Below are 24,519 nucleotides of genomic sequence, written 5' to 3'. Positions count from 1 at the left end.
TCAGCGGGTCGGCGGCGGAACGGTCAGCGTGACGCCGGTCGACGGCTTGCCCGAAGGCGTCGCGGTCGGCCCAGGTGTCGCCCCGGTGGTCGGCGCGGTCGGCCCACCAGTAGCCCCGGTCGTCGGCCCACCACTGGCTCCAGTGGTCGGCCCACTCGTAGTTGGCGCGCCAGGTGTCGGAGTCGGCGTCGCCTTGGTCGGCGTAGCCGGCGCCGGCGGCGGCACGAACGGCGCCTTCGTGGACTCCCGGCACCCAACCGGCTCACCCGTCTCCGGGTCGTACGTGCCCATGGAGTCCGGATCCACCGTCGTCAGCGGGAACTGGTTGGTGATCCGCTGGTCGTTGCCGTAGTTCGCCGAGCAGTCCCGCACCGGCAGGTTCACCGGCGAGCCGTTCTCCGTGTAGAGCCGGACGCTGACCTGCTGACCCTTCTCGTCGAACGGGTACAGGTTCTCGACCGGCGAACCGTTCAGCACCAGCCCGTCCTGGTACGCCGACGTGTTGCTGCCGCGATCGTAGTTCCGCATCGAGAACGCCCCCGACCCACCCAGCAGGCCCACCACGAGCACGGCGGGCAGCGCCAGGATCGCGATCACGTTCAGCGGTACGACGTACCAGAGCCAGCGCCGGTCCTGCTGGCTGCGGCGGCCGATCCAGATCGACACTCCCGCACCCGCGATCGCGCCGACGACCGCGACCGCTCCCGCACCGAACAGCGCGAAGAACCCGCCACCGCCGAGTGCGCCGCGAGCGACCCACCACACCGGCTGGCCGACGCTGATCAGCTCGGTCCGCACGTTCGGCGGGATCTGCTCGATCAGGCCGCGGACGAACTCGTTGCCCTGCGCCCCGCGGGGCGTGTCCAGCACCGCCCGCGGACTGTTGTTGCCCAGGGCACGCACTCCGAGGTACGCCGCGACGAACAGCACCGTCAGGCCGATCAGCCCGAGGAACCCGACCGGCGCGGGAGACCCGGTGAGCAGCCCGATCAGCACGAAGAACGGCCCAACGATCCCGGCGATGATGCCCCAGCGCAACGCCTTCTCGGCGGCGCTCTCGTTCTGTTCCGGAGCCCGCGTCGACGCCGGGTATCCGGCCGCGGTGCGCAGCTCGTCGGCGTACTGGCGAGGGGTGCCGAGCCGCTCCCACAGCTGTCCCTCGGTCGGCTCCTGCTGGAACTCGGCCGCGACCTCGGTCAGGTGGCTCGCGACGTCGTCGAGCACGTCCTCGAGCTCACCCGGCGGCAGGTCGGCCAGCTCCGCCTTGACCTGCGCCAGATAGGTCGCGATCGTTCCGGTCAGGGTGCTGTTCACGCCGCCTCCTCCTTCTTGGTCAGCAGGCCCGCCATCGTGCCGGCGAAGTGGTTCCAGGTCTTGGTGGACTCGGTCAGCAGGTCGAGGCCGACCTGGTTGAGCCCGTAGTACTTGCGGTGCGGCCCTTCCTCGCTGGGCTGCACGTACGACGTCAGCGCGCCGGCCGCGAACAGCCGCCTCAGCGTCCCGTAGACCGAGGCGTCCGCGACCTCTTCGAGCCCGGCCGCGCGCAGTCGCCGCAGCACGTCGTACCCGTACCCGTCGGCGTCGCGCAGCACGGCGAGCACCGCCAGGTCCAGCACGCCCTTGAGCAACTGGCTCGGATCCATCGACAACTCCTCGGCAGGTCGACGCACCGCCGCCCCGGACCCCTCAGACCGGGATCGGCGGTGCTCTGCCGTTCACACTACTACACATCCCGCAGTAGTCCGCATCATCAACACCGCCGCGCCTCCGCAAGATCGATCAAGTCGCGCCGGCCGCTCAGGCGGCACAGTGGACGCATGACAGACGTGTACGCCGAGTTCGTGTCGGCCGTGGCGGAGAGCCTGGACCCCACCGGGGAGGTGCCGACCGGTGCCGCGCTCGCGCGCCGGGCCTACCTGTCCCGGTTCCACTTCGACCGCGTGATCAGCGCGGCGGCCGGCGAGCCGCCCGGTGCGTTCCGGCGCCGGCTGCTGCTCGAACGGGCGGCGTACCGGTTGCTGGCCGAGGACGTCGGCGTCCTCGACATCGCGGTCGACGCGGGCTACGGCTCGCACGAGGCGTTCACCCGGGCCTTCGCCCGGGCGTACGGGATGTCGCCGCGCGTCTGGCGGGGCGAGTCGTCCCGCGTGTTCTTCCTCGCCGCACCGAGCGGCGTGCACTTCCAGCCACCGGCAGGCCTGCGCCTGCCCGCGAGGAAAAAGGTGAGAGGGATGGATGTACTGGTCCGGATGGTCGAGCACCACGTGTGGCTCACCAGCGAACTGATCGAACGTGGCGCCCGGCTCGACGCCGAGGCGCTGGACCGGCCGATCGTGTCGTCGGTCGAGGGGATCGACGACGACACGTCGATCCGGTACCTGCTGGACCGGCTGGTCTGGCAGGAGGAGATGTGGCTGGCCTCGGTCGAGGACCGGCCGTTCCAGGTCCCGGAGTGCGGGCGGGACGTGACCACGCCGATCCCGGAGCTGCGGACCCGGCACGCCGACGCGGGGTCGCGGTTCGTTGCCCTGGTCAACCGGTTGAACGACGAGGGCCGGTTCGACGAGAGCTTCGTCGACACCACCTGCGAACCGCCGAGGGTCTTCACGTACGGCGGGATGGTGGCGCACGTGCTCACGTTCGCGGCGCACCGGCGGTGCGTGCTGGTCGGCGCGTTCCACAGCGCCGGGGTCACCGACCTCGGCTTCGGCGACCCGATGGAGTTCGTCGCCGGCTAGTCGCAGTCGGACGGGGCGAACTCGTCGAGCGGTGCGACGTGGTACTCGTCCTGGTAGACCCCCGAGGCGGTCTTCACCTGTACGCCGTACCGGACTTCACCCGGCTTGAGTGCCTTCAGGTCGTTCGGCGTGAAGATCGTTTGCCCGCCGAACGACTTGTGCCCCTTGCCCCAGCTGCGCACCTTGTACGACGTACTCGGCCGCAGCTCCGGGACGACGGTCACCGGCTCCCAGCCGGCGCCGCCCCGGGTCACCGGGATCTGCTGGACCGTCTTCGAGCCCTTCGACACGGTGTAGACGGCGATCGGCAAACTGGTGGTGCCGCCGGTGGAGTTCGGCTGAGGGGTGAGCGACTCGTCGAAGAGCTGCAGCTCGACCATGTCGCCTTCCTTGCAGTCCTCCAGCACGATCACCGGGCTCCCGGAGTCGTCCACGGTCATGCCGACCTTGGCGGCGGCGGGGCTCGGCCCGCAGCCGGTCAGGACCGCGGTCGCACAGAGTGCGACTGCGGCCAGACCGGTCGGAGTGAGGCGCATCCGCCCAGGGTAAAGGCCTAGGAGGTCGTGATTCGGGGGAGCCCAAGGACCTCTAGTCGCAGCTGGACGGACTGAACTCGTCGAGCGACGGGTACCGGACCTTCTCCACGTGGACCTCGGAGTCCACCTGCATTTGGACGCCGTACAGGACCTCGCCCGGCTTCAAGCTCTTCAGGTCGTTCGGCGTGAAGATCGTTTGCCCGCCGTACGACTGGTGCTCCTTGCCCCAGCCGCGGACCTTGTACGACGCGCTCGCCCGCAGCGCGGGGACCACGGCAGTCGGCGCCCAGCCGGCGCCACCGGTCTTCACCGGAATCTGGCGGACCGTCTTCGAGGCCTCCGACGTCGTGTAGACGGCGATCGGCACCGGCGGTTCGCCGCCCGGGAAGCTTTGCGAGGTGCGCGACTCGTCGAAGAGTTGCAGCTCGACGACGTCGCCTTCCTTGCAGTCCTGCAGCACGATCACGGGGTTGCCGGAGTCGTCGACGGTCATGCCGAGCCTGTGGTCGGCGAGGGGCGGCCCGCAGCCGGTCAGGACCGCCGTCGCGCAGAGGGCGACTGCGGCCAGACCGGTCCGAGTGCGGCGCATGCGCTCAGGCTAGGTCCGGTCGGGGTCCTCCTGGAAGGTCGTGATCCGGGCGGTCTCACCGGGGGCGAGGTCGAGCGCGATCAGCTCGTCGCCGAGCCGGACCTGCTGGGGGGTCGACCGCTCCGAAGCGGTGATCTGGGCGACGCTGAGCTTGCCCTCGGCCCATGACACGTCGACGGTGTAACCGCCGCGAGCGCGCAGACCGGTGACGGATCCGGTCGGCCACGCCGTCGGCAGCGCGGGCAGCAGCTCGATCTCGGTGCCGGTCGACTGCACGAACAGCTCGGCCATCGCGCCGGTTCCGCCGGAGTTGCCGTCGAAGGCGTACACGTTCTCGTCCACGCCCGCGATGCCGGCGACCGAGTACGACAGCAGGTTGTCCTCACTCGCGTCCGCGATCAGCTGGCGGACGTGCCGCAGTGCGAGATCGCCCTTCTGCAAACGGGCGTAGAACGCGATCAGGTTGGCCTCGACCCACTCGGTCTGCTCCCAGCCGTCCGCGTTCTGCCGCCGATCGATGACGACCTCGGCCGCCTGCGCGAGCTCCGGCGTCGTACGGGGGGTGATCTGCCGCTCCGGGTAGACCGAGATCAGGTGCGAGGTGTGCCGGTGGTTCGGCTCGGCCTCGTCGAAGTCGTGCAGCCATTCCTGCAGCTGGCCGTGCTTGCCGATCTGGAACGGCGGCAGCTTCTCCCTGGCCTTGGTCACCTCCGCCCGGAAGTCCTCGTCGAGGCCGAGCAGCTCCGACGCCTCGGCGCAGATCCTGAACAGCGCCTCGATCAGCACTCGGTCCGTCGTGTTGCCCAGCGAGATCGAGCACTTTTCGCCGTCCGGCGTCAGGTACCAGTTCTCCGGCGAGTCCGACGGCCCGCTGAGCAGGTAGCCGGTCTCCGGGTCCTCGGTCAGGTACGCCAGGAAGAACTGCGCGGCGTCCTTGAGGACCGGATAGGCGCGGCCGGCCAGGAACTCCAGATCCCGGTGGTACTCGAAGTGCTCCCACAGCTGCAGCGAGATCCAGATCCCGCTCGTCACGTGCAGACCCCATCCGAGGCCCCAGCCGGGCGCCGTGTAGCTCCAGGCGTTCGACACCGTGTGCGAGACCCACCCCGGCGCGCCGTACATCTCCGCCGCGGTGACGCTGCCACTCGCCCGCAGTCCGTCGATCAGCCCGAACAGCGGCTGGTGGCACTCGCCGAGGTTGGTGATCTCGACCGCCCAGTAGTTCTGCTGGGTGTTGATGTCGAGATGGAAGTCGTTGGTCCACGGTCCACCGGACGCGCGCCCGTCGTTCCACAATCCCTGCAGCGCAAGGGGGAGTGGCGAGTCGGCCCGTGATCCGGCGATCGTCAGGTACCGGCCGTACTGGAAGTACAGGGCAACGAGCTCGGGATCATCGGCGCCCTCGGCAAACAACCGCCGCCGCTCGTCGGTCGGCAGGCCGTCCTTGGGGCTGCTCCCGAGGTCCAGCCCCACCCGGCCCATCAGCGCCGCGTGGTCCTCGACGTGCGCCTGCTTCAGTACGTCGTACGCCGGTACGTCGCTCAACCGCTCGCTCGCCTGCTGCGCCGGGTCGGTGCCCAGCCAGTCGGTGCCCACAGCAACGACTACCGTCACCGCGGTCGCGCCGCTGACCTCGAGCCCGTCCTCCGCCTCGTTCGCTGCGACCGTTCCGTCGGTCAGCACCTTCGCCTGGATCTCGACGGTGCTGCCCACCTTGCCGTTGCTGTGCAGGTCCTCGTACGCCTGACCGCGGAGGATCAGCGTCGCGCCGTCCACCGTGACCTCGGCCGGAATCCCGTCTCCGCTGAAGCTCACGCGGTGCGACACCGGCGCACTGCTGGTTGCCCGCACCACCAGCACTCCGGCGACGTTGCTCGCGAACACCTCGCGCTCGACGTCGACGCTGCCCTTGGTGAACCGCGACCGGACGATCGCGTCGCCCAGCTCCAGCGAGCGCTCGTACCCGCTGGCCTCGCCGTCGACGCCGTGCTCGACGAGGAGCTCCGGCAACGACACGTTGGTCCCGAACGACGACGGGGTCCCCGGCAGGTGCTGGTCCGCCAGCGCCTGCGCCTCGGCGTACTCGCCGGCCAGCAGCAGTCGCCGGATCTGCGGCAGGTACTTCAACGCCGTCGAGCTGACGTCGCTGCTCCCCGGCGCTCCCGACCAGGCCGTGGACGCCGACAGCCTCACCCGTTCGCCGTCCGTCCCGGAGTACACCATCCCGCCGACGAACCCGTTGCCCACCGGCAACGCCTCGAACCACCGCTCGGCCGGCGCGGCGTACCAAAGCCGTCCTGCCGGTACGCCGTCAACCGCCCGCTCGACCACCTCACGCTTAAGCACCGGGTCACCCTAATTCCCGCCTCCGGTCCGTACCCGCACCGGATCTCCCGCTGAGACGACCCGGGTGCTCAGGGGTGCAGGGTCGGGCGGTAGACGAGCTCCTGGATGCTGCCGTCGAGCGTCCGGCTCTCGAGCAGTTCGAGATCGAAGTCGGCCGCGCCCTGGAGGATCGGGACCACGCCGGTCCGGCCGGTGAGTGCCGGGAAGATCGTCAGCTGGACCCGGTCGACCAGTCCCGCCGCCATCAGCGCCCGGTTCAGCGACACGCTCCCGTGCGAGCGCAACGGCACGTCGGACTCCTCCTTCAGCCGGGCAACGACCTCGACCGCGTCCCCGCGCTCCAGCGTGGCGTCCGGCCAGTCGAGCGGCTCGGTGAGCGTGTTCGACACGACCGTCGCCGGCAGGTTCTTCATCCGGGTGATCCACGGGTCCATCCCGTCCGGCTCTTCGGCGAGGATCGCAGCGTTCAGCCGGTACGTCGCGGCGCCGAAGACCATCCGCTGCGGTTCGCCGTACTGCTCGGCTCGCCGGGCAAGAAACTCCGGCCCCTGCTTGCCCCAGTAGCCGCCCCAGTCGCCCGTGCTCGACCCGAAGCCGTCGAGGCTGGAAAAGATGTCGTAGGTGTAGCTGACAGTCATGATGTTCTCCTCGGTCTAGTTGTTCGTTCACCCCTTCTACGAACGCCGCACGCCCGATCCGACACCCGATAATCGTTTGCCCGGGCGCGGGTGCTTCTCCACACTTCGATCCAATGGATGATGCCGAGCTCGCCGACCTGCTGAGGAACGACCGGTACCCGCGATCCGCCAGGTACTCGGCCCGCTGGATGGTCGACGCCTCGATGGGCCCGAACCCGCTCTGGCAGGCCGAGGCCCTGATCGAGTCCATGCCGCTTCAGCCGGGATCGCGCATCCTCGACCTCGGGTGCGGTACCGCGCTGAGCTCGATCTTCCTGGCCAAGGAGTACGGCGTGGAGGTGTGGGCGACCGACCTGTGGATCCAGCCCGACGAGAACCTCCGCCGCATCACCGAGGCGCAGCTCGTCGGCCAGGTGCACCCGATCCACGCCGAGGCCCACGCGCTGCCGTACGCCGAGAACTTCTTCGACGCCGTCGTCAGCATCGGCGCCTACCACTACTTCGGCACCGACGACCTCTACCTCGGCTACCTCACCCGCTTCCTGAAGCCCGGCGGCCGGCTGGGCATCTCCCTCCCCGGTTCTGCCTCAGAGCCCGAAACGCTTCCGCCGACGCACCTCGCGCCGTACTGGAAATGGGACTTCTGCGCCTGGCACAGTCCTGGTTGGTGGCGTCACCACTGGGAGAAAACCGGCCTGGTTGCCGTCGACGTGGCCGACCAACTCCCGCACGGCTGGCACGACTGGCTGCAATGGAACGAAGCCTGCGACCTCGACGGCGGTCAGCCAGGCCGGGAGGAAGCCCGCATGCTCCACGCCGACGGAGGCCGAACCCTCGGCCTCACCCGAGCCGTCGCGCACCTCCGCTGACCTCACGTACTCCGCGGCGCGTACATGATCACCGCAACCCCGGCTAGGCACACCAACGCGCCGATGACATCCCACCGGTCCGGCCGAAAGCCGTCGACGACCATCCCCCACGCCAGCGAGCCGGCCACAAAGATCCCGCCGTACGCCGCCAGAATCCGCCCGAAGTTCGGATCCGGCTGAAACGTCGCCACGAACCCATAGGCGCCCAGGGCAACAATTCCACCAGCGATCCACAGCACCCCGCGATGCTCCCGCCACCCCTGCCAGATCAGCCACGCACCACCGATCTCAGCAACAGCAGCCAGCACGAACAACGCGATGGATTTCGCTACCGTCATAGCTGCGAAGGTACCGAACGCCGCCCGTCCCCCAGGTCAGAGAACGGCAACGGACACCCCGCCGTACCCGCACACTCGACCAGGTCCTCACACCCCACCTCGAGCGCCCTCCGCAAAACTCCCCGCGATCACCTCCAGATCAGCGATCTTCGACTCAACCTCCACCAACTTCTCCCGAGCCCGCCCCTGCAGCCCCGCATCGCCTTTCGCCCCGTGCCGATGCCGCCCAGCCTCCAGCAGCTCAGCAATCTCCCCCAACGAAAACCCAAGCCGCTGCGCCGCCTTGATCACCCGCAACACAGTCACCGCCTCCGGCGGGTACAACCGGTGCCCACCCGGACTACGCTCCGGCTCCCGCAACAACCCGCGCCGCTCGTAGTACCGCAGAGTCTGCTGATTGACCCCCGCAGCCTCAGCAATCTCCCCAGTCCGCAACCAGTCCCCACTCACGCCAAGACCCCCTCCGCCCGAGCCGCCAGCCCCTCCAGCACGTCAACCTGCCCCGCCGGCACACTCACCCGCAACACCAACTCCCCCTCGCCGCCCGCGTCGAACCCAGACCCAAAGAACGAACAGCACCCACTCTCCCGGGCAACCAACTCCCGAGCCGTCGCCTCAACCGACGCATCAAACGTCAGCCTCAACTCGGCAGGCCCCTCCCGCTCCACCCCAAGCAGCCCCTCAACAAACAACGCATCAAACTCAGCAACCCGCAGCGGCCGCTCAGCCGTAGGAAGCGTGCAAGCCTGCGGCACCCAGTCGGTTTCAGGAGATTCTGTCGTCATACTCCGACGGTAAACCTGTACCTAAGTACCAGATGCAAGTCGGGAATCTGGTCTCGCAACTTCTGGCAACATCGGTGACAGGCAACAATGAGTAACCCCAGACTCGGCAGGGCAAGGTCACGCAACCACGGAAGCAGGGGCACACCATGAAGCTGACTCTCGTCGCGGGCGACCCGGACTCCCAGCCGACCAACTCACCGACCCTCTACAAGACCGATCGCGGAAGCTGGGTCGTTCAGGGATGGGTCGTCGACGACCCCGACGCCCTGGCGACGCTCGACCTCCCGAACGGCGAGACCGCCGTCGAGATCCCGGATCGCATGATCCAGTTCTTCCAGTAGGACTCGTGGACGAGATCACCGACGACGAGTTCCAGGAGCTGCTGAAGACGTTCAAGCGCAGCTCGATCCATCTGGAGACCCGCGATGCCTACGGCACCGAGGTCGAATTGCCGCACATGGCGCAGTGGGCGGCCGGTGAGCCGGACGACCTCGAATGGCTCCAAGACTGGTGCACCACGCTCCGCGGCCACGTCGCGGCAGGCCGAACAGTGAAACGGGCCCGCATCGTCTCCGAACCACTCAGCACCTACCAGCGATGGACTCTCGCCATCGGTCACCCGATCGTCGAGGCCGGCGAGGACGTCCGTTTCATCCCGCGGCGTCAAGTCTCGGAACTCTGCTTTCCCGGCAACGACTACTACGTGTTCGACGACGAACGAGTGGTCTTCTTGCACTACTCCGGAGAGGGCCTGAACAACGCCCTGACGACCACCACGAACCCAGCCACAGTGGAGATGTGTCGCAAGGCCTTCGATCAAGTCTGGCCTCTGGCGACGCCGTACAGTGAGTACAAGCCCGAATAGCGCGGCTCGGAAGGTCCAAGAAGCCCTCGGACTTCGCCTCCGGAACCTGCGCAAAGATGCTGGTCTGACCGGTCGTGAGCTCGCCGCCGCGACCGGTTGGCATTTCACGCGCGTCAGCAAGCTGGAACACGGCGTCCAACCGCCGACCGACCGGGACATCCGTACGTGGTGCGAGGTCTGCGGCGTCGAGGACCAGGCAGCCGACCTGATCGCGCAGGCACGCGCGATCGAATCCATGTACGTCGAGTTCCGTCGACGCAGCCGATCCGGTGTGAAACACCTGATGCTCGCCTTCCAGGACGCCTACGACCGCGCCGAGCAGTTCAGGATCTACGAGCACAACGTGATCCCCGGCCTGTTCCAGACCGCGGACTACATCCGCGCGATGCTGAACTTCTGGATGCGGTTCCTCGACGCCGACAACGACATCGATGACGCCATCGCCGCCAGGCTGGAGCGCCAGCAGATCATCTACGAGAGCAGAAGACGCTTCACCGTCGTCCTGGAGGAGAACGCTCTGCGAACCTGGTTCGGCACAGCGGAAACAATGGCCGGCCAACTCGACCGCCTGCTGACCGTGATGACACTGCCGAACATCGCCCTCGGCATCGTGCCGATGATGATCGAGCGCCAAGCCGTCGGCTCAGCCGGTTTCTGGATGTTCGACGACAAGCTCGTCACGCTCGAAACCACCACCGCCAGCATCGAGGTCTCCCAGCCACAGGAGATCGCCCTCTACGCCCGCATGTTCGACATGCTGCGACAGTCAGCGGTCTACGGCCGCGACGCCCGAGCAATCATCATCAACGTGCAAAACGAACTGACCAGCGGAAACTAAACGCAACTACCTACCCCCGGCTCCCGCTTGCTTCATAGCGTCTTCGCATGACATCAGCAGGTACTACGGGGCAGACGGGCGCCGAACGGGGTGGACGCCCCAACAACGATCGCGACCGAGCCGAATGGCCCGCGTTACGTCCCGCCGACCTGTGCGACGGAAAGAACCCCATGACCGGCCGAACTTGCATCAACGGCCGCCACCCCGGCTACCACCGCGACGCCACCGGCGCCGAGTGGCTGGAGGACTAACCCCCGATCGGCGGGGCCGGCGTGCTGACCCCTGTATCCGCGCCCGCCCTGCCTTCCACCCAGCGACCCCGGCTGAACCCCATCGTTGACGGGTCGACCGTTCACCTCCTGATACGCCTCCCTAGGGGACGTGGTCTCGAAGAGGCGGGGCAGCGTGGCATCAGTGCGTCGAATACCGCCAAGGGTGGGCTTCGGACGGCGAGGTGGGGGAGTAAGCGGGTTGGCCTCCGAGGGGCGATTCGCCTCACGAACCGGGCCACGGCAGCGTGCGACCCGCAGTCACTTGAGGGCGATAAGCCCGCACCCAGGGTGGGTCGGAGCCGGCCGCGTGGGGAGGCCGGGTGGATGGCGAGCCGGTCGGCAGGCAACGGCGGATCGCCCAAGCGCACCGGATCCACGACAGCGCGCGCCCACCTGCAGTCAATGAAGGGCGATAAGCCCGCACTTCAGGGCGCAAGCCCGCGCCCAGGGTGGGTGGGAGCGGACTGCGTAGGTCGCGACGAAGGAGCGACCGGAGCCGGCCGCGTGGGAGAGGCAGTGCTAGCCGAGAGGATCGTGCAGGTCGGGGCGTTGGGTGGGCGTGGTGATGTCCACGTCCAGGGGCTCGATCTTGGAAGGAGCCGGGACCTTGCCGGCGGTCACCGGGAGGTTGAGCTTGCTGTGGGCGAGGTCGATGTCGACCGTCGCGCCGGTGTCGTTCGGCGTGGTCCACTCGGTGTCGGAGAGGGTCACGGCGAGGCCCAAGGTTCGGCCCTTGGGGATGATCTCGTCCTGGGCTCGCAGAGGCACCGTCACCGTTGTCCACTTGCCGGGGATCAGGGGCTTGGGGTGGGCGAGGGATGAGCTGTGGGCGGCGTCGATCCAGCCTCGGCTGACGATGCCGTGGTCGCTGGCTGCGGTGAGCTTTTCGACGGTGTAGTAGCAGCTGTCGTCGTACTCGGTGCTGGCGCCTTCGCAGGTCGACTCCCCGGTACGACGGACGCCGGCGTAGCGCGAAGCCTCGCCGTACTCGATCAGGCGGGCGGTGACGGGCGTGGTGACCGAGTCGGACTTGATCCGCAGCGTGACGGTGGGCGTGCCGCTGACCCGGATGGTCGCGGGGAGCGGGGCGGAGAGGAACATCTGGCGGCCGGCGATCACCTCGGACGGCGTCGCGACGATGGTGTCCTCGGTCAGCGAGGGGTCGTCCGTGAGGGTAACGGTTCCCTTGCCGTAGGCACCTAGTTTGCCGGCGGCCAGAGGAACCGGGACGGTAGAGGTAACAGCCGGCCAGGTCGGGTAGTTGCGCCACACGTCGGGCGCGACCTCCACAGAGGCCTGCGCGGAGCGCATGACGCCGTTCTGCAAGCCCTGCAGCCAGTAGTCGAACCACGAGTGCAGTTCGTCCACCCAGGCGTCCCGACGGAACTCGAACGGATCGACGTGGTCTTCGAGGCCGAGCCAGATCTTGCGCGGGACGTGGTTCTTGGCCAGCGCGTCCCACCACTGCGCGAAGTGGTTGGTCTGGACGTTGTAGTCGCTCAGCCCGTGCGTCACGAAGACGGACGCCTTGACGTTGCGGGCGTCCTTCACGTAGTCGCGCTCGGCCCAGAAGCGGGTGTAGTCGCCGGTCTCGTCGTCGTCGGACTCGCCGAGGTCGGCCCGTACGGCGTCGCAGGCGGGCGTGTCGTGGCCGACGTAGCCGCCGAGCCAGGGCATGTAGTCGATCGAGTACGGGACCCCGCCGGAGCGGGAGTAGTCGTACCAGGAGGAGATGGCCGAGATCGGCACGATCGTCTTCAGACCCCGTACGCCGGTGGCGGCGACCGCGTTGGCCAGCGTGCCGTCGTACGACTTGCCGATCATTCCGACCGCGCCGGTCGTCCACGTGGCGCGCACCGGCGAGCCGTTGGCCAGGGACGCCGTGTTGCGCCCGTTCAGCCAGTCGATCACCGCGACGACCGAGTCGACCTCGTCCTCGCCGCCGACGTCGCCGCAGCCGGTGGAGCGGTTGGTGCCGACGATGTCGACGCCGACCACCGCGTACCCGCGCGGGACGAAGTAGTTGTCGTAGTACAGCGGCATCTTCTGGATGACGCCGTTCGCGTCGTAGGTCTTCTTCTCGCTCTCGTTGCCGCGGCCGCAGCAGGAGTAGTACGGCGAGGCGTCCATGATCACGGGAATCCGTACGCCGTTGGCGTCGGTCTCCCGGGGCCGGACGATGTCGACCGCGATCTTGTCGTCGACGCCGTCGGAGTCGGTGTCCATCCGGGTGTCGACGTAGACCGACTCGCGGATCGCGCCGGCGTAGTCGTAGACCGGCTTCGTGCTCTTCGTCCGGGCGTCCACGTGCGCCGGTACCCCACCGGCCAGGCTTGCCTCGAGCGCGGGCGCGGACGCCGCGGGGCCCGGAGAAGGCGCTCCGTCGGGGGCTGGAGCAGCCGTGGCGGTGCCGACGAGGGTGGTCAGGCAGAGCACGGTGGACGAGGCCAGGACGGTCACCCTGGCGCGGACGGTCGTCATGGCTCGGAAGGCTAGTCATTCCCACGCTCAGAAGCCAGGCTCTGACGACTTTCCCGGCCACTTCCCGGCCACGCAGGGTGATCGACACCACTGGTCCGATAGGGTGACCGCCACCCGGGGGGAGCCAAAGGAAGGTGGGTGGCCAGTGAATCTGCGAGCACCGGTGACATTGCTGGACGTCGCGCAGCGGGCAGGTGTGTCCGTGGCGACCGCCTCACGCGTGCTGAACGGCGGCGACCGGGTGCCACGCCCGGAGCTGCAGGAACGGGTCCGGGAGGCGGCCGCTGAGCTCGGCTACACGCCGAACGCGCAGGCCCAGGCGCTGGCCAAGTCGTCCACGAACGTGGTCGGCATCCTGGTGCACGACATCGAGGACCCGTACTTCGCGGCCATCGCGAACGGCGTGATGCGCGCCGCCGACGAGCGCAACCTGCTGGTGATGATGGCCAGCACGTTCCGCGACGCCGAGCGCGAGATTGCTTACTTGTCGTCGCTGCGGGCCCAGCGTGCCCGGGCCGCGGTGATGATCGGTTCCCGGCGGACGGACGCCGACCAGCTGGCCCGTACGGCGAACGAGATCGAGGCGTTCCTCGGATCGGGTGCCGGGCTGGCGCTGGTGAGCCAGTCGGGGATGCCGGCGCACACGATCGAGCCGGACAACCGCGCGGGCGCGGCGCAGCTGGCGCGTGAGCTGGTCGGGCAGGGGTGGCGGAAGTTCGGCGTACTGGCCGGGCCGGAGCAGCTGGCGACGGCGCGGGACCGCAAGGACGGGTTCGTGGCGGGGCTGGCCGAGGCCGGGCTGGAGCCGGTGGTGGTGCTGCCTGGCGACTTCACCCGGGACGGCGGCCACGCGGCGGCGGTCGAGCTGCTGGACCGCAAGCTCGACGTGGACTGCTTGTTCGCGGTGAACGACGTGATGGCGGTCGGCGCGATGTCGGCGCTGCGGGCGGGCGGGGTCGACGTCCCGGGGCAGCTCGGCGTCGCCGGGTTCGACGACATCGCGACGCTGCGGGACGTGTGGCCGGGGCTGACGACCGTACGGCTGCCGCTGGAGCAGATGGGACGAAGGGCGCTGGAGCTCGCGATCGAGGGCGGCGACCCGCGGACCGAGACCTACGCCCCCGAGGTCGTCCTGCGCGAGAGCACCACCAGGCAGTAGCACCACCGAGCAGTTGCACCACCAAGCACCGGCCCCACCAGGCCCTGAAATATGCTCGGTCGGGTGACCGACCCAGCGCACGTCAGCGAGATCTTCGACCCGTCGGCCTGGAAGGCGGTCGACGGCTTCGACCTGACCGACCTCACCTACCACCGCGCGGTCGACGCCGGCGTGGTGCGGATCGCCTTCAACCGCCCCGAGGTGCGCAACGCGTTCCGCCCGCAGACGGTCGACGAGCTGTACCGCGTGCTCGACCACGCGCGGATGTCGAGCGACGTCGGCTGCGTGCTGCTGACCGGCAACGGGCCGTCGGCCAAGGACGGCGGCTGGGCGTTCTGCTCCGGTGGCGACCAGCGGATCCGTGGCAAGGACGGCTACAAGTACGCCGAGGGGACGACGGCCGACTCGATCGACCCGGCCCGGGCGGGCCGGCTGCACATCCTCGAGGTGCAGCGGCTGATCCGGTTCATGCCGAAGGTCGTCATCTGCGTCGTACCGGGCTGGGCCGCCGGTGGCGGGCACAGCCTGCACGTGGTCGCCGATCTGACGCTCGCGTCGGCCGAGCACGCGCGGTTCAAGCAGACCGACGCGGACGTGGCGTCGTTCGACGGCGGGTTCGGGTCGGCCTACCTGGCCAGGCAGGTCGGGCAGAAGTTCGCCCGGGAGATCTTCTTCCTGGGTGAGGAGTACTCCGCCGAGGACGCGTACCGGATGGGCATGGTGAACAAGGTCGTCCCGCACGCCGAGCTGGAGCAGGTGGCGCTGGACTGGGGCCGGAAGGTCTGCGCGAAGTCGCCGACCGCCCAGCGGATGCTGAAGTACGCGTTCAACGCGATCGACGACGGCCTGGTCGGGCAGCAGCTGTTCGCCGGCGAGGCGACTCGTCTGGCCTACGGCACCGACGAGGCCGCCGAGGGCCGCGACTCGTTCCTGGAGAAGCGTCCCGCCGACTGGTCGTCGTTCCCGTACGCGTTCTAGGAGCCCTTGAAAACAAGAACTCTCAGGACTGGACCCACTGCTGGTTGCCGTCGCCGGTGCAGCCGCGCAGGAACAGCCGGCTGCCGTTGCCGGTGGCATCGACCGTGACGCACTTGCCCTCGGCGGCCGGGTTGATCAGCTGGCCCTTCTGGGTGACGCGGAACTGCTGGGCGGCGCTGCCGTTGCAGGCGACCAGCTGGACCGCGGTGTTCTCCGCGATCGAACCCCAGGCCAGGTCCATGCACTGGCCCAGTGCGCGGACGGTGCCGTCGGAGTTGAACGTCCAGGCCTGGGCCGGGCCGTTGTGGCAGTCCCAGACCTGCAGCGGGGTGCCGTCGGTACCCGCGCCGGCCCGGCCGTCCTTGACGTCGATGCAGCGCTTGGCGCCGTCGCTGCGCAGGGGTGCCGGGGTGCTCTTCATCGCGCGCAGCTGGTTCGAGTCCTGCTTGACCGCGTCGCCGCCGGTCTGCTGCTGACCCTGCTCGGTCACCTTCGTCGTGACCGTCGTCGTGGCCTTGGGCAACGTCACCGTCGTCCCCGGTTTCACCACGGTCACTTGGCCGCCCGGCGCCGTCACGGTGGTGGTGGCCCCCGGCAACGTCACGGTCGCGCCCGGCTTGAGCACGGTGACCTGGCCGCCCGGCGCGGTCACCGTCACGGTCGCGGTCGCCACCGAGACCCGCGGCTTGCCGGTCACGGTCGTGGTGGCCGTCGCGGTCGGTACGGCGCTCGGCGTGGTCGTCGCGCGGGACGTCAGCGGCGCGTCGACGGCCACGATCGTGTCCTGTGGCGAGTTTCCGCCAAGGTGCGTCAGCAGGGGTACCGCGACCGCGGCCCCGGCCACGAAGGTGGCGACGAACGCCGTCGTCATCCAGGCCCGGCGATCGGGCAGGGAGGTCACCCGCGGCGTCAGCGGCCGGCGGGCGAACGTCCCGGCGAAGCGGGTCGATCCAGGCCCGTCTGACCGGCGGACGCGGGTGAATCGGGAGGGCGGCACGTGAGCTCCATGGCTTCTAGGGCGATCAGCCGGCCGCCGCCGGCAGGGGCGGCCTCCCCGAGGATCACCCGGCTCCGTGGCCGGAGTCAAACATCTCCGCGAGATCACCGGTTCGTCACCAGATGAGCGCCAGTCGTTACTCATCGTTCACCGGAAGCGATTGCGCGCCTTGTCTTCAAGAGTTAAATTGAAGCCCGAATTTTCGGGTCTCTGTCACGTGTGCCGCCCCAACCTGTGAGGTCCGTCATCAACGAGATCAGCCCTGGCCGGATGCAGGCGATCGAGCTCTGCCTGGCCGAGCGCGACAGTCTGCGCCGCTACGTGAAGAGCCTGGTCGGCTGGGACGCGTTCGCTGTCGAGGACGTGGTCCAGGAGACGTTGCTGCGGGCCTGGCAGCAGGCGGAGTCGCTGGACTGGGAGAGCCGGCCGATCCGGATGTGGCTGTTCCGGGTGGCCCGCAACCTGGTGGTCGACCTGCACCGCCGCGAGCGGCGCGCGGTCCCGAGCGGGCTGTGCCAGGCCGATTTCGAGACGACCATCAACGCGCCCGACCCGGCCGAGCAGGTCGCCGAGCGGCACGTCCTGGTGGACGCCCTGAGGCGTTTGTCACCCGCCCACCGCGAGGTGGTGATCCGGGTTCATCTGGGCGGGCAGCCCGGCGAGGATGTCGCCATGGCTCTCGACGTTCCGCTCGGCACCGTGAAGTCGCGGACGCACACAGCGGTCCGTGCGTTGCGCGCCGACCTGCTGCGTCGCGGGTGGGGCGAGGCCGCTGCATGAGTTCGATGGGAGGCGGCAGCAACACTCACCAGGTGCTCGGGTACATCGGCCTGGCGCTGCTGTTCCTCGTCCTGCTCAATCTGCTGGTCCGCAAACTGGGCGGCTGGAAGCGGCTCGGTCGCTGGATCAAGCGGGAGAGCAGCCGCACGTTCCACGCGTTCTACGACCCGGTCGCGGACCGGGTGCGGTACCGCCGTCGCGTGCGGTTCCTGACCGGCGTACTGCGGAGCCAGAACGCGTGGTCCGAAGCCGAGCAGGCGATGCTCCACGCGGCAGCGATCGATGCGGCGATGGCGCCGTACGCGCTGGCGCTGACCAAGCGGCGGATCGGCGTACTGGTCGCAGGTCCCGCGGCTGAACGGCTGCTGCCCGAGCCCTGGGAGAAGGACGAGCACGACCCCCGGCTGTGGTGGATCGAGCGGGCCGAGCTCGCCGACTACTCGCCGCCCTCCGGCTACGCGCCGCCGCAGACCCCGCTGCTGATCTGCCTCGGCACCGGCAGCGACGGCCGGAGCGCGATCCTGATCGACCTGCTGGCCGGCCCTTCGTCCCTTTCCGTGTACGGCGTGCAGCGCACCGCCCAGGCGGTGGTCCAGGCGCTGGCGGCCCAGCTCGACGTCCGGCTGCCGGCCGGCGCGGTGGAAGTTGCCGCGGGCATCCATGACCGGCACGACGGGATGCGCCTCGTCGAAGCCATCCGGCGGATCGGCGCCTGGTTCGTCGTCGGCGCCGAACGGCTGGACCAGCCGGTGCCGTCCGGAGTACGCCTGATCAGCCTCGGAGTAGCGCGCGGCAGCTCCCGGTTGGTCGAGGCGACCGAGGAGCACGGCCTCAAGCTGCACGGCGGCGCGCCCTGGCTGGAGATCGATCCGTTGCCGTTGGCCAAGGCCGTCGCCCGTTCCGTACGCCGGATGCCGCCGCACGACTTCGAGACCCGTGGACCGGCCCGCCCGGCGACCACCGCCGACGACCTGGACGACCTGGACCTGCCGGTCGGGGTCGCCGGTGTCTCGGTGCTGCATCCCGCCGGGGCCGGGACGAACGACGGACCGACCGGGAAGGCGACATCGTGGAGCTGAACCTCACCACGGTCGAACAGCAGGGCAAACGACGGACCGACCGCGTGGTGAAGCTCCCGAAGGGGCTCTCCGTCGGCGCGTTGGCCGAAGGCCTCGGTCAGCCCGGCCAGACGTTGTTCGTCGGCTCCAGGAAGCTCAACCCCGCCGCGCCGCTAGCCGGCTCCGGCGTCCGCGACGGTGGCGTGCTCGGGATCGGCGCACCGGCCGAGATGCCGAACCTGTTGCAGCGGCCGGCCGGGCCCGCGCCGGTCACCGTCGAGCTGCACGCGGTCTCCGGCCCGGAGGCGGGCCGGATCTGGCGGATCGGGCCCGGCAGTCACGAGATCGGTTCCGACCCGCTCTGCACCATCCAGCTGAATGGTTCCGGCGTTCCGCCACGCGGCCTGTGGGTCACGGTCGGACCGGGCGGTGAGACGTACTGGCATCAGACCGAGCCGATGAACGGCAAGGTGATGAGCCGGCGGATCGGCCCGCCCGACGACGATGCCGCGACCAGCGCGATCCGGGTCAAGGACCTCGAGAACCCGACCGCGGACGAGTCGTCGCCGGCGATCGACCCGGGCGAGAGCCCGGTCGGCCAGATCAACGAGTGGCAGCCGGAGGAGGACCTCTCGGTCGGCTCGGTGCTGCTGCGCCGCAGCGGCGCGCTGGAGCCGGTCGCCGCGGTCCGGTTCTCCGACGACGGCTTCGGTCTCGACTACAACCGGCCGCCGCGGATCGCGCCGCACCTGGACGACGAGAAGCTCCGGTTGCCCACGGCACCGACTCCGCCGGCCAAGCGGCCGTTCCCCTGGCCGGTCGTGATGGCGCCGGTGGTGCTCGGCATGGTGATGGTCTGGTTGCTCAACTCGTACTACTTCCTGATCTTCACGATGCTCAGCCCGATGATGATGGGGATGAACTACTTCAACGGCCGGAAGACCAACCGGGCCGAGCACCTCGAGGCGATCCGCCGGTACAACGCGCGGAAGGCGGCGCTGGAGGAGGAGATCAGCGTCGCGGTCGCCCGGGAGCGGGTGATCCGCAACGTCACCGCGCCGGACCCGGTCCGGATCGCGCAGCTCGCCACGATGCCGGGCAGCCGGCTGTGGGAGCGCCGCCGGTCCGATCCCGACTACCTGCTGCTCAGGCTCGGTACGGCGGACCAGCCGTCGCTGAAGGAGCTCGACGATCAGAGTCGCGAGGAGAACCACCGGACGATCCGGTGGACCATCCCGGACGCGCCGGTCGCCGTACCGCTGCGCGGGCACGGCGTCGTCGGCATCGCCGGGCGCGACGCGGAGTCCCGCGCGCTCAGCCGCTGGATGGTCGTCCAGGCCGCGGTGATGCACTCGCCGCGGATGCTGCGGATCGTCGTCCTGGCCGAGCCCGACCGGGCCGAGGACTGGAACTGGGTTCGCTGGCTGCCGCACCTGCGGCCCGAAGGAGCGCCGGCGGCGGTCCTGATCGCGAACGACGACGCGACCACCGCGGCCCGGGTGACCGAGCTGATCTCACAGGTCCAGGGCCGGCAGCGCCGGATCGAGGCGTCCGGGCGGAACGCGCAACTGAACGATCCCGAGGTCGTCGTGATTGCCGACGGCGCCCGCCGGCTGCGCGACGTACCGGGGTTCATCCAGGTCCTGACCGACGGCCCGGCCGTCGGGGTCTACAGCATCTGCCTGGACCGCGACGAGCGGCTGCTGCCGGAGGAGTGCGGCGCCGTACTGGCGACCGGGCTGCAGAGCCTGACCGTGAAGCGCCCTGGTCTGCCGGACCTGAAGAACGTCCGCATCGACCTGGTGTCGGCGCAGTGGTGCGAGCAGATCGCCCGGGCGCTGGCGCCGGTCCGCGACGTGAGCCCTGACCACGACGCCGGTCTGCCGAAGCGGGTCAAGCTGCTCGACGAGCTGGAGCTGGAGCCGCCGACGGCGGAGACGCTGCTGAGTCGCTGGCAGCGCCGTCCGGGCAGTACGTCGTTCGTGCTCGGTGCCGACTTCGACGGTCGCTTCACGGTGGATCTCGTTGCCGATGGCCCCCATGGACTGATCGCGGGAACCACTGGTTCGGGCAAGTCGGAGCTGCTGCAGACGATGGTCGCGTCGCTCGCGGCCGTGAACCGGCCGGACGAGCTGACCTTCGTCCTGGTCGACTACAAGGGCGGCAGCGCCTTCAAGGAGTGCGCCGGGCTGCCGCACACGCTCGGCATGGTCACCGACCTCGACTCCCATCTGGTCGAACGGGTGCTGGAGTCGCTCGAGGCCGAGCTGCGCCGACGCGAGCGAATCCTGGCCGCGGCGGACGCCAAGGACCTGCCCGACTACCAGGCCAAACGGCTGGTGAACCCGGAGCTCGGCCGCCTCCCGCGCCTGGTGCTGATCATCGACGAGTTCGCCGCGATGGTGCGCGAGATCCCCGAGTTCGTCCCCGGTCTGATCGGGATCGCCCAGCGGGGCCGGTCGCTCGGCATTCACCTGATCCTGGCCACCCAGCGGCCCGGCGGTGTCGTCACCGGTGACATCCGGGCCAACACCAACCTGCGGATCGCGCTGCGCGTCACAGACCAGGCCGAGAGCCAGGACATCGTCGACGTCAACGAGGCGGCCTCGATCAACCCGGCGATCCCGGGCCGGGCCGTGATCCGGCGCGGGCCGCGGCTGGCCGACCTGTTCCAGACCGCGTGGGTCGGCGCCGAGCGCGACGCCGGCGACGACCTGATCGAGCAGGGTCCGGTCGAGGCGGCGAACGTGCACGTCACCGATCTCGACTGGGAGTCGCTCGGCAAGGCGGTGGCCCAGGACGACGCGCCCGTCGTACAGGACGAGACCCCGGCCAAGCTCGCGGTCACCGACCTGATGGCGCTGGTCGAGGCGATTCGCCAGGCGGCCGAGCAGCTGGACGACTTCACGCCGCAGCCGCAGCCGTGGCGGCCGGCGCTGAAGGAGCAGATGCTGCTGTCGGAGCTGCCGGACACGAGCCACCTGAAGATGTTCGCGCCGTACGCGCTGGAGGACCTGCCCGCGCTGCAGCAGCAGCGGGTGGCCGGCGTCGACTTCGAGACCTTCGGTCACCTGTACGTGATCGGCGCGCCGCGCACGGGCCGGACCCAAATGCTCCGGACGCTGGCCGGATCCGCGGCGAAGAACCTCAGCGTCGCCGACCTGCACATCTACGGCATCGACGCGGCCGGTGGCGGTCTCGCGGTGCTCGAGGCGCTGCCGCACTGCGGCGCCGTCGCGTCCCGGCACGACATGGAGCGGATGGCCCGGGTCCTTCGCCGGTTGAACCTGGAGATCACCCAGCGCCAGGAGCTGGCGGGCAAGCACAACGCGACCGGGCTGACCGAGCTGCGCAAGGTCCTGCCGAAGGCGGAACGGCCCGCGCACATCCTGGTGCTGATCGACGGCTGGGACGCGCTGTCGGCGACACTGGACGACCACGACCAGGGCCAGATGCTGCAGGACGTGATCCGGCTGCTGCGCGAGGGTGCGGGCGTCGGCGTCCACGTCGTGGTGACCTCGGAGCGTTCTCTCCTGGGCGGTCGGTTGGCGTCCCACAACGACCACAAGCTGCTGCTGCGCCAGGCCGAACGGACCGACTACCAGGCGGCCGGCCTCCGGCTGACCAAGGTGCCGGCCAACGTGAACCCGGGCCGCGGCTGGCACGTGCTGACCGGCAGCGAGACGCAGATCGCGGTGCTGGCCGAGGGCGGTGGCGCCGAGCAGGTCGAGGCGATCCGGGAGATCGCGGTCGAGGCGCGGAAGCGGGACGCGAAGGTTCCCGCCGTACGCCGTCCGTTCCCGGTCGCCGAGCTGCCCGCGTCGGTGGAGTTCACCACGGCGTACGAGCGGGTGCCCGCGGAGAACCGGCGGCCGTTGTGGGGCCTGATCGGCCTCGGCGGCGACGACGCCGGTCCGCTCGGCGTCGACCTGGCCGGCTCGGCGTCGTCGTTCGCCGTACTCGGGCCTCCTGGATCGGGGCGCACCAACACGCTGTCCTGCCTGGCCGTTTCGCTGCTGGCCGGTGGTACGTCGCTGGTGCTGATCACGCCGCGGGAGAGTCAGCTGCGGACGCTTACCAGTCACCCGCAGGTCGTCCTGATGAACAGCGGCGATCCCAGCGAGGATCAGTTGCGGTCGACCCTCGACCAGATCGCCGGCCCGAAGGTCGTGATGATCGACGACGCCGACCTGATCATGTCGGCCGCGGCGGACAAGGTCCTCAAGGAGATCATCGTCTCCGGCCGGGACCACGGCGTCGGCCTGGTCTTCGGTGCCTCCACCGACGGCTTCCAGTCCGGCATGGGTGGGTGGCCGACGGCGGCCCGCCGGGCACGCCGCGGCGTCGTGACCGAGCCGCACTCGTTCGGCGACGGCGACCTGATCGGCGTACGGCTGAACCACACGATCACGCGGGCGGCGCCCAAGCTCGGCCGGGCCTGGACCACCGGTCCCGGGTCCACCCCGATCGCCGTTCAGTTGCCGCTGACAACACTGCGGATCTGACCGACAGCGAAGAGCCCCGGAGGAACGCGTCTCCGGGGCTCTTCGGCGTACTGCGGTGTTCCGGGTGAAGTCGCCCTACTTCGTCTGGTTCAGGCTGTCGGTGATGCCCTGGTCGAACTCCTCGGCGTTCTTCTTGATGCCGTTGAACATGTCGGAGAAGTCGTTGATGCCCTTGACCGCGGCCTGCAGGCTGGAGTCGAAGTTGTTGTAGGTGCTGCGGATGACCTCGCTCGACTGCTTGAAGACCATGCCGTCCTCGACCAGTGTGTTCACCCGGTCCCGCAGAGTGCCGATCAGCGGCACGATCTGCTCGTGGGCGTTCTTCATCAGGTTGGTGACGTCGACGATCTTGCCGTAGTCGAGATTGATGCCGTCTTGCGCCATGGCGGGTAACTCACTTCCTGGAGAGGGCTGAAAGGCGGGCAGTTACGAGGGCAGCGCGTCCTTGATGCCCTGGTCGAAGTCCTTCGCGTTCTGCTCGATGCTGTCGAACATCAAGGAGAACTCCTTGATGCCCTGGACGGCGTCCTGCAGCGAGGAGTCGAAGGTGTTGTAGAGGTTGCGAATGGTGTCGCTGGAGGTCTTGAAGACCATGCCGTCCTCGACCAGCGTGTTCACCCGGGTCCGCAGGTTGTTGATCTGCGGCACGATCTGGGCGTTCGCGTTGCTCAGCAGACCGGAGACCTCCTCGATCTTGCCGTACTCGAGGTTGATGCCGTCTTGTGCCATGCGGGTTCGCTCACTTCTGGAGTACGGAGGTCAGACCTTGCTCCCGGACCATCCCGGGTAGTCGGTGTCGTCGTTGTCGTCGTCGTTGTCCGGGTCGTTGTCGGAGACGCTCTCCGGCGTCTCGACCCAGTCCTGGCTGGTCCCGCGCCAGTCGTCCGGTCCGCGGGTGAACTTGTGCACGCTGCCGTCGGAGTTCGTCACCGTCTGGGTGCCGCTGCCGTCCTTGGTGGTGAACGTCTCGGTGACGTCCTTCTTGCCGTCGGTGTCGGTGCTGGTCGAGACGCTGTGCGATGTCTGGTCCTTCGGGTCGCCGGACACGGTGGTCTCGTTGTGCACGGTGCTGCCGTCGGGATAGGTGCTGTCGGAGACGATCTTGTTGCCGCCGTCGCTGTAGTTGGTCACCGACGTGTAGGTCTTGCCGTCGTACGTGACCGTGGTCTCTTCCTTGACCACGTTGCCCTGGTCGTCGAGCGTCAGGTGCGTGTTGACGTTGCCCCGGTCGGTGACGATGGTCTGGTCGAGCGGCGGTTCACCCGGGTCCGTGGCGCTGCAGAAGTCCGGCTGGTCGTCGCCGACGCACTGGTCCTTGTGCTGCTGGTAGTAGTCCCAGGTGGACTTGTCGCGCTGGTAGTTCGACAGGGCCAGGTTGCTGTTGGTGGCGTGCATGCCCTGGGCGATCTCGGCGTCGAACTGCAGGAACGCCTCGCCGACCGAGCCGAACGAGTCGCCGAGCTTGGTCAGGCCGTCCTTGGCCTTGCCCATCGTGTACTCGGCGTTGGAGTGCAGGGAGTAGACGGCCGAGGAGATCTCGCTGCTGCCCAGGACGTCGTCGCCGGTGCCGTCGCCGAGCGACTGGAAGACCTCGTCGTCCATCGACGGGATCAGCCCCTCGGCGAGGTCGTGCAGGTCCTTCTTCGCGTCGTTGAGCAGGTTGTAGTCGATCTTGATGTCGGCCATCGCGCCTCCCGCTGTCCAGCCGGTTCCACCCAGACCACGTCGCGGGGACGCCGGAGGTTCA

General features: G+C 69.1%; 24 protein-coding genes. 10 read left to right on the top strand and 14 right to left on the bottom strand.

The features are described 5' to 3' along the window. Both ABD235_RS22320 and ABD235_RS22315 read right to left on the bottom strand, forming a co-directional pair. Entirely contained in the window at positions 1-1,314 is a 1,314-nt protein-coding gene (locus ABD235_RS22320; protein ID WP_344177071.1) for a DUF1700 domain-containing protein, read from the bottom strand. After that, complete coding sequence (locus ABD235_RS22315) at positions 1,311-1,643, bottom strand: PadR family transcriptional regulator (protein ID WP_344177070.1); 333 nt, start codon at positions 1,641-1,643, stop codon at positions 1,311-1,313. Before ABD235_RS22315 ends, ABD235_RS22320 begins: the two co-directional genes overlap by 4 nt. Positions 1,644-1,817: 174 nt before the next feature. On the opposite strand from ABD235_RS22315, the gene ABD235_RS22310 reads away from it, so the two are divergent. Next, the gene (locus tag ABD235_RS22310) at positions 1,818-2,738 is read left to right on the top strand and encodes a helix-turn-helix domain-containing protein (RefSeq protein WP_344177067.1); all 921 of its coding nucleotides are present in this window, start codon (positions 1,818-1,820) and stop codon (positions 2,736-2,738) included. Here the strand turns inward: ABD235_RS22310 and ABD235_RS22305 are convergent. The 4 genes from ABD235_RS22305 to ABD235_RS22290 form a co-directional block, all read right to left on the bottom strand. Next, a complete protein-coding gene (locus ABD235_RS22305) occupies positions 2,735-3,274 on the bottom strand; it encodes a hypothetical protein (protein WP_344177065.1) in 540 nt (179 codons plus the stop codon). The two genes, ABD235_RS22310 and ABD235_RS22305, sit on opposite strands and share 4 nt — an antisense overlap. Before the next feature lie 52 nt (positions 3,275-3,326). Further along, positions 3,327-3,863, bottom strand: coding sequence for a hypothetical protein (locus tag ABD235_RS22300; RefSeq protein ID WP_344177063.1), 537 nt, complete (start codon positions 3,861-3,863; stop codon positions 3,327-3,329). A gap of 9 nt (positions 3,864-3,872) precedes the next feature. After that, entirely contained in the window at positions 3,873-6,209 is a 2,337-nt protein-coding gene (locus ABD235_RS22295; RefSeq protein ID WP_344177060.1) for a glycoside hydrolase family 95 protein, read from the bottom strand. A gap of 68 nt (positions 6,210-6,277) precedes the next feature. Then, a complete protein-coding gene (locus ABD235_RS22290) occupies positions 6,278-6,847 on the bottom strand; it encodes a dihydrofolate reductase family protein (RefSeq protein WP_344177058.1) in 570 nt (189 codons plus the stop codon). Between the two features lie 113 nt (positions 6,848-6,960). On the opposite strand from ABD235_RS22290, the gene ABD235_RS22285 reads away from it, so the two are divergent. Then, positions 6,961-7,716, top strand: a complete 756-nt coding sequence (locus ABD235_RS22285; protein WP_344177054.1) for an SAM-dependent methyltransferase — start codon at positions 6,961-6,963, stop codon at positions 7,714-7,716. A gap of 2 nt (positions 7,717-7,718) precedes the next feature. On the opposite strand, the gene ABD235_RS22280 is transcribed toward ABD235_RS22285, so the two are convergent. The 3 genes from ABD235_RS22280 to ABD235_RS22270 all read right to left on the bottom strand — a co-directional run bounded on the left by ABD235_RS22280 (position 7,719) and on the right by ABD235_RS22270 (position 8,839). Then, positions 7,719-8,054, bottom strand: a complete 336-nt coding sequence (locus ABD235_RS22280; RefSeq protein WP_344177051.1) for a YnfA family protein — start codon at positions 8,052-8,054, stop codon at positions 7,719-7,721. A gap of 87 nt (positions 8,055-8,141) precedes the next feature. Further along, positions 8,142-8,504, bottom strand: a complete 363-nt coding sequence (locus ABD235_RS22275; protein WP_344177049.1) for a MerR family transcriptional regulator — start codon at positions 8,502-8,504, stop codon at positions 8,142-8,144. After that, entirely contained in the window at positions 8,501-8,839 is a 339-nt protein-coding gene (locus ABD235_RS22270; RefSeq protein WP_344177047.1) for a hypothetical protein, read from the bottom strand. The genes ABD235_RS22275 and ABD235_RS22270 overlap by 4 nt, the downstream gene beginning before the upstream one ends. Positions 8,840-8,985: 146 nt before the next feature. Between ABD235_RS22270 and ABD235_RS22265 the strand changes: the two genes are divergently transcribed. From ABD235_RS22265 to ABD235_RS22255, 3 genes are read left to right on the top strand one after another with little or no spacing between them, the layout of a single operon-like run. Beyond that, complete coding sequence (locus ABD235_RS22265) at positions 8,986-9,180, top strand: hypothetical protein (RefSeq protein WP_344177045.1); 195 nt, start codon at positions 8,986-8,988, stop codon at positions 9,178-9,180. 5 nt (positions 9,181-9,185) lie between these two features. Further along, positions 9,186-9,704 (top strand): DUF6879 family protein, encoded by a 519-nt coding sequence (locus tag ABD235_RS22260; RefSeq protein WP_344177043.1) that lies wholly within the window; start codon positions 9,186-9,188, stop codon positions 9,702-9,704. Then, complete coding sequence (locus ABD235_RS22255) at positions 9,685-10,542, top strand: helix-turn-helix domain-containing protein (RefSeq protein WP_344177041.1); 858 nt, start codon at positions 9,685-9,687, stop codon at positions 10,540-10,542. The genes ABD235_RS22260 and ABD235_RS22255 overlap by 20 nt, the downstream gene beginning before the upstream one ends. Before the next feature lie 791 nt (positions 10,543-11,333). Here ABD235_RS22255 and ABD235_RS22250 read toward each other — a convergent pair. After that, on the bottom strand, positions 11,334-13,295 hold the full coding sequence (locus tag ABD235_RS22250; RefSeq protein ID WP_344177039.1) for a Xaa-Pro dipeptidyl-peptidase: 1,962 nt from the start codon (positions 13,293-13,295) through the stop codon (positions 11,334-11,336). A gap of 145 nt (positions 13,296-13,440) precedes the next feature. Here ABD235_RS22250 and ABD235_RS22245 point away from each other — a divergent pair, with 145 nt between their 5' ends. Then, on the top strand, positions 13,441-14,454 hold the full coding sequence (locus ABD235_RS22245) for a LacI family DNA-binding transcriptional regulator (protein ID WP_344177037.1): 1,014 nt from the start codon (positions 13,441-13,443) through the stop codon (positions 14,452-14,454). Positions 14,455-14,517: 63 nt separating this feature from the next. Next, positions 14,518-15,432, top strand: a complete 915-nt coding sequence (locus ABD235_RS22240; protein WP_344177035.1) for a 1,4-dihydroxy-2-naphthoyl-CoA synthase — start codon at positions 14,518-14,520, stop codon at positions 15,430-15,432. 22 nt (positions 15,433-15,454) lie between these two features. Here the strand turns inward: ABD235_RS22240 and ABD235_RS22235 are convergent, their stop codons facing one another. Continuing rightward, positions 15,455-16,429 carry a ricin-type beta-trefoil lectin domain protein gene (locus ABD235_RS22235; protein ID WP_344177033.1) on the bottom strand — a complete coding sequence of 325 codons (975 nt, stop codon included), beginning with the start codon at positions 16,427-16,429 and terminating at the stop codon, positions 15,455-15,457. A 234-nt stretch (positions 16,430-16,663) separates the two neighbouring features. Here ABD235_RS22235 and ABD235_RS22230 point away from each other — a divergent pair, with 234 nt between their 5' ends. Genes ABD235_RS22230 through ABD235_RS22220 form a run of 3 tightly spaced genes read left to right on the top strand, consistent with a single transcriptional unit; the run spans position 16,664 to position 22,772 of the window. After that, the gene (locus ABD235_RS22230) at positions 16,664-17,209 is read left to right on the top strand and encodes a sigma-70 family RNA polymerase sigma factor (protein WP_344177031.1); all 546 of its coding nucleotides are present in this window, start codon (positions 16,664-16,666) and stop codon (positions 17,207-17,209) included. Further along, positions 17,206-18,288 carry a hypothetical protein gene (locus ABD235_RS22225; RefSeq protein WP_344177029.1) on the top strand — a complete coding sequence of 361 codons (1,083 nt, stop codon included), beginning with the start codon at positions 17,206-17,208 and terminating at the stop codon, positions 18,286-18,288. The genes ABD235_RS22230 and ABD235_RS22225 overlap by 4 nt, the downstream gene beginning before the upstream one ends. Beyond that, complete coding sequence (locus ABD235_RS22220) at positions 18,279-22,772, top strand: FtsK/SpoIIIE domain-containing protein (RefSeq protein WP_344177027.1); 4,494 nt, start codon at positions 18,279-18,281, stop codon at positions 22,770-22,772. The genes ABD235_RS22225 and ABD235_RS22220 overlap by 10 nt, the downstream gene beginning before the upstream one ends. Positions 22,773-22,847: 75 nt before the next feature. Here ABD235_RS22220 and ABD235_RS22215 read toward each other — a convergent pair whose 3' ends face one another. The 3 genes from ABD235_RS22215 to ABD235_RS22205 are packed head-to-tail and all read right to left on the bottom strand — an operon-like array spanning position 22,848 to position 24,458. Beyond that, positions 22,848-23,156, bottom strand: coding sequence for a hypothetical protein (locus ABD235_RS22215; protein ID WP_145805289.1), 309 nt, complete (start codon positions 23,154-23,156; stop codon positions 22,848-22,850). 42 nt (positions 23,157-23,198) lie between these two features. After that, on the bottom strand, positions 23,199-23,501 hold the full coding sequence (locus ABD235_RS22210) for a hypothetical protein (RefSeq protein WP_344177025.1): 303 nt from the start codon (positions 23,499-23,501) through the stop codon (positions 23,199-23,201). A gap of 30 nt (positions 23,502-23,531) precedes the next feature. Further along, positions 23,532-24,458 (bottom strand): hypothetical protein, encoded by a 927-nt coding sequence (locus ABD235_RS22205; protein WP_344177023.1) that lies wholly within the window; start codon positions 24,456-24,458, stop codon positions 23,532-23,534. Between the last annotated feature and the right edge of the window lie 61 nt (positions 24,459-24,519).

Source organism: Kribbella lupini (assembly GCF_039529595.1).
GTDB lineage: Bacteria > Actinomycetota > Actinomycetes > Propionibacteriales > Kribbellaceae > Kribbella > Kribbella lupini.
The sequence above is the reverse complement of the archived record's forward strand: the minus strand, read 5'-3'. Positions and strand labels throughout refer to the sequence as shown.